At 45.9% G+C, this 13,796-nt stretch carries 12 protein-coding genes; 7 read left to right on the forward strand and 5 right to left on the reverse strand.

Going from position 1 to position 13,796, the window contains the following annotated elements:
* A partial coding sequence (locus tag QUA45_RS24865; protein ID WP_333222410.1) for a M24 family metallopeptidase occupies window positions 1-910 on the forward strand: 910 nt, incomplete at its 5' end.
* Between the two features lie 276 nt (window positions 911-1,186).
* Here the strand turns inward: QUA45_RS24865 and QUA45_RS24870 are convergent.
* From QUA45_RS24870 to QUA45_RS24880, 3 genes are all read right to left on the reverse strand, one after another.
* Window positions 1,187-1,438, reverse strand: coding sequence for a TIGR02450 family Trp-rich protein (locus QUA45_RS24870; RefSeq protein ID WP_242725377.1), 252 nt, complete (start codon window positions 1,436-1,438; stop codon window positions 1,187-1,189).
* 628 nt (window positions 1,439-2,066) lie between these two features.
* Window positions 2,067-2,291 (reverse strand): hypothetical protein, encoded by a 225-nt coding sequence (locus tag QUA45_RS24875; protein WP_006635912.1) that lies wholly within the window; start codon window positions 2,289-2,291, stop codon window positions 2,067-2,069.
* A gap of 1,490 nt (window positions 2,292-3,781) precedes the next feature.
* On the reverse strand, window positions 3,782-5,614 hold the full coding sequence (locus tag QUA45_RS24880; RefSeq protein ID WP_333222412.1) for a peptidase C14: 1,833 nt from the start codon (window positions 5,612-5,614) through the stop codon (window positions 3,782-3,784).
* Window positions 5,615-5,894: 280 nt separating this feature from the next.
* On the opposite strand from QUA45_RS24880, the gene QUA45_RS24885 reads away from it, so the two are divergent.
* The 5 genes from QUA45_RS24885 to QUA45_RS24905 all read left to right on the forward strand — a co-directional run bounded on the left by QUA45_RS24885 (window position 5,895) and on the right by QUA45_RS24905 (window position 9,734).
* Window positions 5,895-6,596 (forward strand): V4R domain-containing protein, encoded by a 702-nt coding sequence (locus QUA45_RS24885; protein WP_333101012.1) that lies wholly within the window; start codon window positions 5,895-5,897, stop codon window positions 6,594-6,596.
* 95 nt (window positions 6,597-6,691) lie between these two features.
* Entirely contained in the window at window positions 6,692-6,958 is a 267-nt protein-coding gene (locus QUA45_RS24890; protein WP_333101011.1) for a hypothetical protein, read from the forward strand.
* Window positions 6,959-7,127: 169 nt separating this feature from the next.
* Window positions 7,128-7,598: a phycobilisome protein gene (locus QUA45_RS24895; protein ID WP_333222414.1), complete on the forward strand. Its 471-nt coding sequence runs from the start codon at window positions 7,128-7,130 to the stop codon at window positions 7,596-7,598.
* Window positions 7,599-7,662: 64 nt separating this feature from the next.
* Window positions 7,663-8,325, forward strand: coding sequence for a V4R domain-containing protein (locus tag QUA45_RS24900; RefSeq protein WP_333101008.1), 663 nt, complete (start codon window positions 7,663-7,665; stop codon window positions 8,323-8,325).
* A gap of 242 nt (window positions 8,326-8,567) precedes the next feature.
* Entirely contained in the window at window positions 8,568-9,734 is a 1,167-nt protein-coding gene (locus QUA45_RS24905; protein WP_333101007.1) for a pentapeptide repeat-containing protein, read from the forward strand.
* Window positions 9,735-9,751: 17 nt separating this feature from the next.
* Here QUA45_RS24905 and QUA45_RS24910 read toward each other — a convergent pair whose 3' ends face one another.
* Window positions 9,752-10,222 carry a phycobilisome protein gene (locus QUA45_RS24910; protein ID WP_333101006.1) on the reverse strand — a complete coding sequence of 157 codons (471 nt, stop codon included), beginning with the start codon at window positions 10,220-10,222 and terminating at the stop codon, window positions 9,752-9,754.
* 38 nt (window positions 10,223-10,260) lie between these two features.
* Window positions 10,261-10,743 (reverse strand): 2Fe-2S iron-sulfur cluster-binding protein, encoded by a 483-nt coding sequence (locus QUA45_RS24915; protein ID WP_333042379.1) that lies wholly within the window; start codon window positions 10,741-10,743, stop codon window positions 10,261-10,263.
* A gap of 502 nt (window positions 10,744-11,245) precedes the next feature.
* On the opposite strand from QUA45_RS24915, the gene QUA45_RS24920 reads away from it, so the two are divergent.
* The gene (locus QUA45_RS24920; protein WP_333101005.1) at window positions 11,246-13,183 is read left to right on the forward strand and encodes a serine/threonine-protein kinase; all 1,938 of its coding nucleotides are present in this window, start codon (window positions 11,246-11,248) and stop codon (window positions 13,181-13,183) included.
* The last annotated feature ends 613 nt before the right edge of the window (window positions 13,184-13,796 follow it).

The raw sequence follows: 13,796 nt of genomic DNA on the forward strand, positions 1-13,796 counted from the left end.
CACCGATGAAATCGAAGCTCAACGCTTGCAAGACGAGGAATTGCCAGCCAACTTTCAAATGTACATCTATCCTTGGGATGATGTTGCACAGCGCGAAGGTTTTGTTAAAGAAATTACTGGTGGCGGTAACGTCATGAGCGATCGGCCAAATTCCCAAGAAACACCAATAATCGCATCTTTACAGTCTCGCAAAAAGACAATGATGTCAAGCGAAATAGAGCGATACCGGCGAGTCGGGCGTTTAGCCAGCGAAGCGATGACAGAGGTACTTTCTGCTGCCAAACCCACATGGACAGAATATCAGCTAGCGGGAGCCGGTGCAGAGGCTTTGTGGGCTAGAGGTTTGCATCCAGCCCTGACATTAGTTGCTGGAGAAAGGCGTTTGCCGCTGTACCGCCACGCCACAGCAACCGCCGAACAAATTGGACGACAAGCAATGTTAGTATTTTGTGCTAGGGGGTGGGGTTTGTATGCAAATTTAACTAGATTTGTCTCTTTCGATTTTCTTGGGGAAAAGCATTCAGAGTTGCACCGAAAAGTCAGAGAAATTGAAGCAGCGGCACTAAATTTGTGTCGGCCGGGAGTAACGCTGAATGCCGTTTATGATACGCTTAAAACTGCTTACGAAGAGCAGGGATATCCTCAAGCAATTGCGGAACACCATCAAGGCGGAACTACCGGATATTTGGCGCGCGAAATTGTGGCGAATCCGGCTACTTCAGATATTTTGGCAGAAAATATGGCTGTGGCTTGGAATCCGAGTTTGTCGGGAGCAAAAATTGAGGATACGTTTTTAATTCACAGCGACGGAACCTTGGAAAATTTGACTTTTGATCCGAATTGGCCGAGTGTAGAAGTAGCGGGAAGGTTGCGCCCTGTGCCGCTGGAAATATGGGACGATCGACCTTAGTCAATTTAACTTATCGCTTTAGAGAAAAAAACTACGCTACCCTACAAAACGCATTAAATTAAGTTCGGATCGCCGTAATTAATGTTTTGTTACATACTTAGGATTTTTCCCACCGACTTACTTAAGCAAAAACGCTGCCACATAAGGGTTTCCCGAACTTGTAGTCATGTAAAAGATTTTTCAAAACCTGCAAAGTCTCACTCCGTATTGGTTTGGATCGGAACGATAGCAGCAGGCGGCGGAAGTCCCCTTCACTCTACCCCACAGCCCTGTCTTTTAGTCGGCAGTTTCTAGTTCCTCTAATTCTTGCGTAGACTGCCATCCAGCTTGCCAGAGCGATCGGTCTTTAAGCTGTGCGGCGTTCAGCCAAAAACGCACATTTGGATCGCAAGCGGCCACCATTTCTGCAAATACCCATTTACCTTCGTTTTTTCGGTTGACCACTTGAAAGTGTCGCCACCCCCAAGTTTTTTGGTGTGAAGTCCATCGGGAACCAACTAAATAAGGAAATTTTTGTTTTTTGCTCACAGTATTTTTGTGGAATAAATATATTAGAAAGCAAGTGAATTGTAATAACTCGTTCTGTTTGATGATATTAGTTTCCTTTTAAAGCTCCTCAAGTCCTCTCCTCCTCTCCCCATCTCGAACATAACAGATAATATAGAGGCGCTGCAGCTTACATGAGAGTTAACCTAAACTCTATCTGCAAGTAGATGCGTTTATTGTAACTTGCAGCATTTCCCCTCGGAGATCAAAAGTAAGGGCAGTTCAAAGACTGCCCCTGTAATTAGTTACACCTATTGAATAGGATAATTTTTCAGGCGATCCACAAATAGCCTATTTATCCAATACTAGCTAAATCGTGAATCTCAAATCTAAAAGCAAATAACCCAGGTTATAGTTGTGCACAATAATCCGTTCTGTGAAACTTAGTCAAATCTACTTTCAGAGCAGGTTTGACGCTCACTTCCTGCTTCTACCAAGGCGGTCAGCCGCTTCTTGTCCACAGGCGTGTTTTTGAGCCCAACTTTCCCTACAAACATTTTTTCAATCTTAATCGTGTTTCATTGATCCTGTACAGCTCAATAAAAATGGACTTTTAGGTAAGATTGACTAATTTCTTTGATTCTGTCGCTAGCTCTTGATTACTTCCCTGTTAAGGCTTTTGGCCGGATAAGTCCAGAGGAAGTTGGGGAAGCCGGAGGCGAACCGCATTTGTTTGCAGCCAGAGAGTGATAGCGTGCTTCCGTTGCGGCGTCACGTACTCTCCGGGGCGGATCACGCCAGCACAGACGCCGATGTTTTTAATAAGGGTTTCTCGCTCCGATGAACTTGCACCCTGTAGCAACCTGACTTGGGCTTTGATAAAATCCACGTTCATAGCTGAAAGTAAAAGTAAGTAAAGAACTCAGTTAAATAGCGATGCTTTGGTTCCGATTGTAACTCTCAAACCACTTGGTATGAATCAAATTGATTCAACATCCCCAGGATGGGGATCGGGGCGTCTAGAGTTAGCCAACTTTATTTACTTTATCTGTTTTTGCTAGCAAAAGTGTCACTATGCTAGCAGTTTTGACAGAATTATTTATAGTTAAGAACTGTTACAAATTTGGCTGAATTTCCACAATACGGCAGAGTTTAGTGCTAACGCTACTCTCGTGAACTCAAAAAGTTCAGCATTGTCTCCAACTCCTTCCCTTCCTAGGTTTTAGACTCACCGATTGGGAAGCGATCGCTCAAGGAACATTCCTCTTCGATCGCCCCTCTTAACACCCGGACACTGCCAAATCACTCTATTCATTGAGAGCGTCCCGTAGACTTGGCTGTGGACTATAACTTCAGGCATACGTGTTGTTACCGGGGCTACAATAAGCGAGTAAGTTCTTAATTCTTGTTTCTCAAGGAATATTGGTTGATTTTTCTTGCAAAGCCCTTATTTGTGTTAATTGAGGCAGCTTTGCTATCTCCGGGCCAACGAAGACTCGCAGCTTTCGAATCCAGCTATTTTGTGCTGTGTGGCAGTGAATCTTTTTCCTGAATCCAGTAGGGGCGATCGCTTCTCCCCGATAATTCCCATAACGGCCCATTTTGTATAATTCAGAACATATGTGTCACTGCTAATAATTTAAAAATAGCACAATTTTAAACATTTTTTCCTCCGTCGATTGTTCCTAATATCCCACAAAGAGGATAAATAAATTAACTCTGTATACCCGATTCTTTTTGTCTATTTTGCCTTAGCTATTTGCATTAGATAGCGATTCTATGTAGCCCTATTTGCTGTCACTTAAGTTAAAATTAACTATAGACCAAGCTGATAAGCCTACGTGATAAAATACTAAAATCAAATGTTTAAATTTACTATTACCATTAATACCTTAGGAATGGTTTATAATTAAAATATATGTTTGCAGCAATATTTATAGTTAAAAAAACCAATTTTGACGGTGAAGTCGCAGGTTTATGGAACTATGGATGTTAGTTAAAGATATTAATTGATCGGCGTTGCACAATTTGAGAGTTATTGTGGTGAGTAGGGTTAGGCGTCCCGCCTGCTTTGAAAATACACGCCTTCGGTCTTATGAGTCCATCCACAAAAAAATCAAAATTATCCACTATTATGCAGCCCCAATTAACCACCTCATACGCTCTCTTTCACTCTACAAAAAGAAGCAGACCAGGGAGGGAGCATATAAAATCCCCTCGCGCCGAAGCTGGGGAGGGGAAATGGTGAATAAAATTATTGGTTTTCAATTATCCTTGTGTAGATCTCTTTTTGCAGTATCAAGAGGTATCGATCGAGCCAACGATCCATGTTGGCCAGTCGCTAAGATAATTTCCCGGTGGGAAACCGAGAAATTATCAACTAAATCAACCTTTTTTCTGGCGTTGAAGCTTAGTTTTCCAATTGGCGATATCCTTCTGAGCCTGCTGATAACTCTTAGTACCCGATGGCACCAGCGAAGCAGCTTCAACTGCCTCTTTCAGCTTTCCTTGGGAGCCGCGCAACTGAGCAATTTTGAGAATACTTTCGCTCCAGTCTCCAATTAACTGTTGAGCTTCTTCATACTTCGGCTGACCGGGTTGAATTTTATTAGCTTGCTGGATGCCTTTACTGTAAGAAGATGCAACCCCCCGCTTAATTTGACCCTTAGCAGCCGATAGCAAAGCAATATTTACATCCTGGTCTTTGGATAGCTCCTCCCACTGAGCGATCGCCTGTTTCGACTGATTGTAAACAGGCTTATTGACATCCGGCATCAATTTAGCCGCGCCGATCGCCCCCTGGAAATCGCCCCGAGCAGCCCGCCCGTTAGCTATATCCAAAATTGTCAAACTCCAGCGCTCAATATCCTGCTGAGCCTGGGGGTAGAGCGGATCGCTAGCCGGAATCGTTCGAGCCTTAACCACCGCTCTATTAAAACTAGAAGCCGAACCATCCTTGAGGAAAGTTTTCGCCTCAGCCCACACCTGCTGGCTCGATGGTGGTTGCTTGGTTCCAGTCCCTGCTTGCACCGCTCGCGGTTGGTTCTGTGACCCCCCAGTACCAATAAATTTTTGAGATCCAGAGTTTTGGCCATTTTCAGCAGGCGATCGAGGATCTCCTTCCTGCTGACCAATAAAAATTGATTTGTTCGTCACAAAAACACCCAACAGCAGCACCAAAGCCGTAGCTGAACTCCATAAAACTAGCTGCTGCAAAAATGACTTATCCGACCCCCCGTTATGCTCATCCTCCGGCTGTTGCAAGTTCGGTCGATCGCCCCCCCGATCGGCAGGGGCCACAGCATTTGGCTGCGACACAGGTGGCATCTCAACTGGGGAATCCTGAGCGTTGCGAACTGCCGGAGGCAGATCCATTCGAGCCGTAGCCGTCGCCATTTGCGGGCGATCGAACCCATCAGCCGTACCAACCGTCATATTGCCGTTGCGTCCGGCCAACGCAGCAGTTGGTACCCCTGAAGCATCCGGCAAAATCACCAAATTAGCCTTTCCTGGAGGATTCACTACCATCAAAGGTTCTTGTTTCGGACGCAAATGGTGGTCACACAGCTCCGGCAGTCGATCGCTCAAAAAACGGTCTAAACCCTTAATGGTCATGCACTGTCCCGAACGTAGCCCCTCCAAAAGCGCCGTCGTAAAAAACCCCTGACGCAAAGCCGAAGTTTCCCGCGAAACTTGATTCGGGCGGCAAGAAAGCACCGTTGGGATTTCCAGTTCCCGCGCCAGCTCAACCGTTTGAGAGCCGATCGTTTCCCCCGCTTTCACAATCTGGCTGCGGTTCATATCAACCAGCACCAATACCGTTTCCGTAGGAGCGTTTTTCAGAGTATTCAACAGCAACTCTACCGGAATCCCCGTACCCTTAATGTCAGCCGGATTGCCGTCAACAGGCATCAAATAATCCTTACCTTCATGGCTGACACCGTAGCCGCTAAAAAAACACCAGAGTAAATCTCCCTGTTGCACATGTTCCGCGCAGAGGCTTCTGGTCAATCTCAGAATATTTTCCCGATTTGGATATGTAGATTGACCCCACAGCGACGGCGAGCTATCCGTCATCAGCAGACATCCATCCGGCGCAAAACCCGCCTCCTCAGTCAAAAAACCGTACAGCGCCTCTGCATCCTCTTGGGCATAACTCAAAGGTTGGAGTAACTGATATTGATTGATGCCTATTGCAATACAAGCGTGATTTTTCATCCCCATATGCCCTATATATAGTGGACAGCTTGCACAAAACGATAACACATAGCCGTTTAAGGTTATACCCACTTTCGCCAGCACTCAGAGAGCAGTTGTCCGAAGGCAGAACTCCCAACAAGCCCCCAATTTTAACATCCTAGAATTTTTAATTTTTATATAGCAGTGAAAAATTATACCCTGTGCCTGCCTTTAGAAAAATAAAGTTAAATTGGATACACAGACCACACTATTTGACTCTAATTTTCACCAAACTACACCAAAAAGGAATAACCCGCCAATGGTCTCTACTGCCAAAAAAGAAATCTCCCCCCACAACGAATCGCTACTGAAGCAAAAGCATCCTAAAACTCACAGCCACTATAGGTTTCAGGATTTTTTTGCCTTCGATCGCCAAATGGGTACAATTGACGACTGGAATCAATCGCGCAACATTTTTACCAGCGAAGACTTCATTATCGGTTTGGTGGAGGGGCTCGAAGAAGAAGTCGGCCCCGCGTCCTCTGTCATCATGTATACTATTGGTTGCCAGTGGGGACTTCAAGATTCCGAATTTTTTCAAAAATGGTTTAGTGCCGAATTCAGCCAGAACATTCGCCAGTCAAATCTCATGTTTCTGCTAGAAACTTGGTGGTGGCCTTTCACGGCTCAAGGTTGGGGTCGCTGGGAAGTGGACATGAGCGATCGCAAACACGGCTGCATCTTCATCAACCTCTTTGACTCAGCAGTTGCTCGCACATTGGGAGACGTAGGCAAACCGGTTTGTCACCTATACGCCGGTTTGTTCGCCGGTTTCTTTGGCTCTTTAGTCAAAAAGCCTCTGAGCTGCATAGAACTCCAATGTTACTCAATGGGAGAAACCTATTGCAAGTTCCTGCTTGGCAACCCAGATAAAATTGATGCAGCAGCATTCTGGCTCAACGAAGGTGCCAACGCCCGCGATATTCAAAATCGACTGCAACACGGTGAAATATTGCGGTAAACAACCTGGAAAGGCACATCCCCTGCCCTGCCTTTCCTCCCACCAATTTCGCGATCGAAAGTGCGATGGTGGATTTCTCCAGGCAGGAAGTAAAGATGAAAAGTCAAACTTCATGGTTGGACCAATCTGTCCAAGAATTCTTTGGTCACTATAATTGGCTGGGAAAATCTTTAGAAACCCCAAATGGCTCGACGCCCGGTCAACTTCTGAGTTTAACCCAGCCAGTAGCAGACTTTTTTCAAGCTATTTCTTGGGAAGGAATTCCGGAAGTAGGTGCCCTACCCCTACCGCCACCCTTGCCAGCAATTTCTATTTCTGAACAAGCAGAAGTCACCATTGATGACCTATTTGACCTGTTTTAATCTGTGTAAGGAATAGAAATGAAAAATAGGGCAATCCCTCATCCATCTTCCCTCACCACTGTTTCCTCATCCCTCAAAATCCATTAGTTAAATCCGTTACATCCCGTACATTGCTCGTTGCCGAACTTCCTTCCTTTTATCAATTACCGATTACCACTTAATTAAAATCATGCACCCTGAGATTGAGGCGCTGCTGGATCAGGCAGAAAACCGCTTTTTAAAAGGCGAAGAACTCATGGCTTTTAAGCGTCAAGCTGTAACCCTTGTCCAGCGCTTAAAAATTTACGAATTTTTGCGAGAGAAGGAAGCAAGCATCTTCCAACCAGTAGCCAACAAACTACAAGAAACATTCCCCGACGAAAAACAAGAAACCTTAGAACGATCGCTCAAACACTGGGTTTTAGTCTTGCGGTACTGTGCTATGGCTATGCTGCTGAACGATCGAAATTTTCTCGAACAGCGCCTTGTAGACTGGCTTTCCGGCATAGTCGAAGCCCACCAAACTCAAAAAATCGAAGTAACTGTTTGCAATCTGCTGCAAACTCGCTTAGAAGAATTGCTTTCCGAGCAAGCCCGGGCTATATTGCAACCATTTTTCGACCAAGCACAGTCAATTATTATTGACCCAGATAATAAATAATCTGCTTTCTTCCCAATTTCCAATTTCCAATTTCCAATTCCCCATTCCCAATTCCCAATTTCCGATGATTAATATTGCCGACTTGCTCAAACAGCCCCGACTCCCTGGAAACTACTTTGCTAGCGATGCCTACGTCCGAGGCGACCTCGAACTCGGTCTCCTCGAAAACCGCCGGGGCGATCGGCTTTTAGCACTCCCAGAAACACTGATTCAAGCTATTTATATTGGCTTAGAACAAGAAACAGGTCAAGCCTCCCGCCTTGTGCTTTTCAACTGCGGTCGCTGGTGGGGTAAAAACTTCTACGTGCGTTTTTGCGAAGAAGTCAGCGAATACTACGGTCAGCCAGTTTCTGAAATGGAAATGGTAGAATTTATTCAGTCATTGCAGCAGTGTTGGAAAACTCATGGATGGGGAACATTTGAGCTTGACCCCAGCTATTCCGAACAGGGATTTTTAATAGTAAAAATTGCTAACTCTCTTTTTGCTAAAACAGCCCCCAAGTCTAAGCGACCAGCCTGTTTTCTAGAAGCAGGTATTTTAAGTTCGTTCTTTAGTCAGCTCACAGGTCGAGAACTCCACTGCCTGCAAACCTCCTGCGAATCATTAGGTTCGGACTGCAACCGCTTTATTTTAGGGCTGCGCGATCGCCTCCAACCAGCAGATTCTATGGTCGAAGAAGGAAAAGACCATGAAGCTATTCTCAGTCAACTTTGTCAAAAAAACTGACTTATTTGATAGCTATTACTTTGTTGCTAATAGCTGTCAAATCGATTTTTGGGCAGCCATATTATCGACCGTATCATCAAAACTGTGAGTTAAATTATAAAAAAGCTCGTGAGTTTAAAAATAAGGTTTTAGCAATTCAAATAAAACCTGATGAGAACTAGCAGCTAGAAACTTCATAACTTACTCTAGAAACTCTTAAAATTTAAAAGCCATCAAAACCTCAAACATTTTGCTAGAACTTAATGGACGCCAATGAACTTCTAACTCGATATGCAGCCGGCGAAAGAGATTTTAGACTGGCAAATCTGCGCGGCATTGTGTTGAGTCCGATCGATTTATACCGTTCCAGCGATGCCCCAACTCTAATTTTGGCAAACCTCAACCAACACCAGCAACGACCCTACTTAATCGGTGCTAACCTCAGCGGGGCAGACCTCACCAAAGCCCATCTGAGCCGAGCCAATCTCAGCAAAGCTGACCTCAGCGGAGCCAATCTCACCGGCGCCAACCTCATGGCAGCCAGTCTCAGCGGCGCCAATCTCATCGGAGCCAATCTCACCGGCGCCAACCTAGCTGGCTCTCACCTGAATTGGGCAAACCTGACCGGAGCAAATCTTCCCAATGCTAATCTCATAGGTGCAGATATGAGCGCCGCTAACATCACCAAAGCCGTTCTCACCGAGGCCAATCTCAGTAAAGCATATCTGATTAAAGCCAATCTCAACGGGGCAAACTTCAAAGATGCTTACTTAAGTCTAGCGAGTTTGAAAGAGGCAGACTTGACTGAAGCACAGCTCACCGGAGCCGAATTATCCAAAGCCAACCTAGCCGGAGCCAACTTAACCCGTGCAAACCTCAGCAAAGCCAACCTTTTGAAAGCTAATCTCAGGCGAGCTAACCTCACTCAAGCCTATTTAAACGGCGCGTGCTTGATTGGATCAGACCTTAGCGAAGCTTGCTTGGATAGAGCCAATTTGTGCAAAGCAGACCTCAGCAAAACCTACCTGAGAAACATTACTTTGAATGGCAGCCACTTAAGCGGTATCAACCTCAGCGGGGCAGACCTCAGCGGTGTAGACTTGAGCCGCAAACTTTTAACGGGAATTAATATGGCAGAGGCATTGTTGAACGAAGCCAACTTAAGCGGTGCTTATTTGATGGAAGCTAACTTGAGCGGGGCAAACCTCAGCAAAGCCAACTTGAGTCTAGCCTACCTGATCAATGCCGACCTGTCTAATTCTTGTCTGCATGAAATTAACTTGAGCAAAGCTAACCTGAGTAAAGCCAACTTGCAGAAAGCTGACTTGACAGGAGCCAACCTCCGGGGAGCCATTCTCACTGAGGCGGATTTGACGGGAGCGAAGTTGATTGGAGCCACTCTTCCTAACGGTACAGTTTATCGGTGTTAACTTATCAACCCCCTTGATTATTTGCCGAGTAATGTGCGGTTGATGTCCAGAATCGGAAAAAATAGGTTCCTTTCTTCCACCGTGAGATATTGCTTGAGAACCTTTTTCATCACATCGTAGGTCACGGTTGCACTATTTCTAACTTGAACAGCGCCTAAGATAGTTTGCAACCAAAGTAGTAGCCGATCGCGCAACCGTTCCGTATCATTAATCAATAGTGCTGCCGCCGAATGCCTCAACACCCGCACAATATCTCCACGGCACTTTTCAGTGACATCGTTAGCCCCCCGCCTAAATAAACTAGGGTCTAGAGACAGCATTTGTGCTTCCACCTGCCGCATAATTTCTGTTTCCGAGGCTTGAAGTTTTTTATAAGCACTCATCCGGTGATTCAAAGACTGAAAGTAGTCTTTCAAAAATTGGAGTTCTTCTGCACTGGCGTAGCGTCCGTCTGCTTCCATGCTCAAACGCGCAAGTTGGCTCAACATAGATTTTTCTCTACTACTAAAATACAAACATATCAGTTTTAAGCTTCTTTAGTCCGAACTAAATACTGTCCTACTTGAAAGCGGGTTTCATTAAGCTGTGTAACGATAGAACGAGTAATTAACTTTCCCGATTCTACAACTACTTGACCCGTAATTGGGTGTAGTAAATCTTGCTGGGCCCGGCGGCCTATCAGAGCTTCGACATTTTCAATAGCATTAATGTACATCCCCGCAGGCAACTGTACAACCACACCCTCGCCCATAATTTGAGCCTGACAAGCAAGTCGCGAATTGGCTCTAGCCGTAGTAATGACTTCCAACGTCCTTCTCTCGCGGCGGTTCATGTCCGACAAGCCTTCCATGCCTTCTTTAATGTAAACATGGCAGGTAGCGCACATTCCCCGCCCCCCGCATTCCTTGAGAACGTCTAAGTCTTTGGAAAGTAAGGCAGACAGGATATTCGATCGGGTTTCGACTGCTATTTCCTCCGCAATTGGATCTAGTTTAATAATTTTAACCATATTGATGTTTGCTCCTGTCAAGTTCAGTATTTAGCAAGTTACGATCAACTTATTTAAAGCGCAAAAAAATTTGGCTAACACTCAAAAAGGTTAAGATGCCTTGACGACAGCATTGGCTTCTGGCTCTCTAACCCCTAGGGGATAACCGCACTTCTGTTTTGGTCATATCACTGTACCCTCGCCCCGATTCTCCAGCTTAGCCTTGAAAAGCTAAAACCTTAGATACTTTCTGCATGGCATTGAAAAAACTGTAATAGTCGCGATCGACTAAAATAGCAGCCACAGGTAGTTCCCGAGCGGGTACCGACATCGGGCAAGATTGATAGTGATTCCGAAGCTCAACGATTTTAGTAGGTGCGAGTGTGCGATCGCTCTCAAGGAGGCTGAGAATAAACCTGAGATAACATAGGCTGTACCTGGCGAGCGATTCAAAAATTTGAATTTTTGTCAGAATTATTTACATATTTTAATACTAGCTCAAGCTTTTTCTATAATTAGACCGATGCAACATTCTAAGTACCGCATTTTAGGGCTAGTCGGACAAGGACAATTTGGTCGAGTCTTTTGTGCCAGCGTTCGAGAAGCTCCCGCCCAGGACTCCCGCCTCACCAGCCAACTGGTTGCTCTCAAAGAACTTAGTCATCAAAAAGCCCCAACTAGCGAATTCTTACGAGAATTGTGGTTTCTGATCACCTTGCAGCACCCCAATATTGTTACCTGCCGAGCTCTAGAACACACAGCTACAGGCAGGTACTTGGTTATGGATTACTGCGAGGGAGGAACCCTCCGCAACCTGCTCAAACAAGACCGCCCCTTGCGTCTGCTCGAAGGTTTACAGCTAGTTATGGAAGTTTTAGCAGGCTTAGACTACGCCCACCGCCGAGGCGTAGTTCACTGCGACATCAAACCCGAAAATATACTCCTAACTTTAGGAGCAAAAGGTTGGTCGCCCCGGCTTTCTGATTTTGGCATCGCGCGTCGGCTGCCAGAAATTGGTACCACTCGCCTCCACCAAGAAATTTCTCCCGACGCTACCGTAGGTTCCCCCGCTTACATGGCCCCTGAGCGGTTTTACGGTCTTTTTTCCCCGATGTCAGATATATATGCAGTAGGAATTCTGCTGTTTGAATTGCTAATGGGCTACCGCCCTTTCGGGGGAACCCCCGGAGACTTGAGGTGGGCGCACCTGAATCAGCGCTTGCAATTTCCCGACGCCATCCCCGAACCTTTGCAAGCAATAGTCAAAAAATCTTTAGAAAAGCTGCCAGCCCGCCGTTTTGCCAGTGCTTCCCAAATGGCTCAAGCTCTGCGGCTGATCATGTACGACCCCGCTGTCAGGCAATTGGGCGACTGCATTATTCCCTGGGAAAGCCCCACAACCAGCGGTGATAAAAGCTTGAAGTCTGAAACTGAGTCTTTGCTAGAAGTTGAACAGGAAAAAGCATCACTGTCGGCGATTAATTTACTTGGGACTGTGCGCTATGCGCTTTCGCAGCCCAAGCTACTGATACTTCCAGCACCGTTGACTGCTTTAATAGCCACTGAAACGTATCTCTATGCTGCTGTAGGTACAGAGGTGAAGGTTTGGTCTCAGCCGGAAAAACAGCTAGTTACAGGAGAAATGTCTACTTCTATTTCATTAATGCCGGAAATCGTGCGGGGCATTTTACCTGTTTCCCACGGCTGCTGCGTTCTCACTCCGCAAAAACTTTACTGGCTCAACGAAGACTCTTGGGAGCCTCAGTGCCTGCTCGATATGGGTTTGAGGCAAGGTCCAGATGCTTTTAAAGCTGCTGTTGACCCTCGCGGTCACTGGTTGACAGTAGCGGTTCCGGGAGAACTGCGTTTTTATTCTTTAGCTCGAAACAGCAGTGCGGGCGATCAGGAAAAAGCCTTGAAGCTGATCGCTACTGTGCCGTTACCGGAACATTATTTACCAGAATTAATTTTTTTGGATCGGCGACACGTCTTAGCAGTTTGGCCGGACAACGAACCAAAAAATCCCCAAACTATTTTTAGAGTTTACACTCGCCGCGGCACGCCGGTGGGTTCTGTGCGGTTGTCTGCCAGCGTCGGACAGATGCTGTTGACACCTGAGCCTTATACTTTGCTGGGAATTCCCCAAGGTGGTAAAGCTGCGGTGCTGTTGATGAAATTGTGGCCACTCAAGGTGGCGCGAATTCCCCTTGAAAGTTTGCCCGTATCTGCTTGTGTGGCTAATTGGGGATGGGTGTTGGCAGATGTTGGGGGGCAGATAGAAGTGTTAAACAGTCAAGGGATTCAAGTAGGGAATTTTAGCAGCCCTGCCTCACCCCGGGCGATAGCTCCTTGGGGGAATAGAGGTTTGGTCATTGCGGTCAATACTGAGGAAGAGAGTCACTTGCACTTTTTAGATGTAGATGTTGAGGAGACCAACTCGCGCTCGCTCATCAAAGGCTGATAACTGGGGTAACTGAAGGAGCTTCGGGGTGTAATTCAGGAGAGTGTATTTTTGCCGACGATCGATTCCTGGGAGTTTGATCCGGGTTAAAGTACTGTGTCGTGTCAACTTCTGGATTTTGAATCAGACGAATTGTTAAGAGCGATCGGCTCAATCTGAGACCCAAAAGTCCCTCAGTAAAGTCCAAGAAATGCAGACATACCTTACCTATATATTATATGACTCATGCACCAGCCTGCTTCTGTCATCCTAACCCCATGATGCAGCCTCACAGCTTACACTCTAACCTTGCCTTACCTATACTCGAATTAAGGCCCATAATCATGTTGAACTACAGAGTTCTTCTACCCATGGGCGGGAGATTGTCAGGGCAAAAGCCGTATTTTGGTCGAAAAAAAGACCCCATAGTTAAAAGAGGAGTCAGCCAGCGGAGGTCGGAGCAGTGAAGGATAGCCAAAACCCTTGATGCGTATAGATTACAAAAAAAACAAAAAAATTTTCACAAAACGCTTGACAACACCTTGCGAAATAAGTATATTAATAAAGCGCCAGAAGAGAGGCGGTTCAAACAACCGCGAACTCAAGGCAAAAAACTGAACCTAGAAAAAAGAAT

Origin of the sequence: Microcoleus sp. Pol12A5 (assembly GCF_036701435.1) — a bacterium.
GTDB lineage: Bacteria > Cyanobacteriota > Cyanobacteriia > Cyanobacteriales > Microcoleaceae > Microcoleus.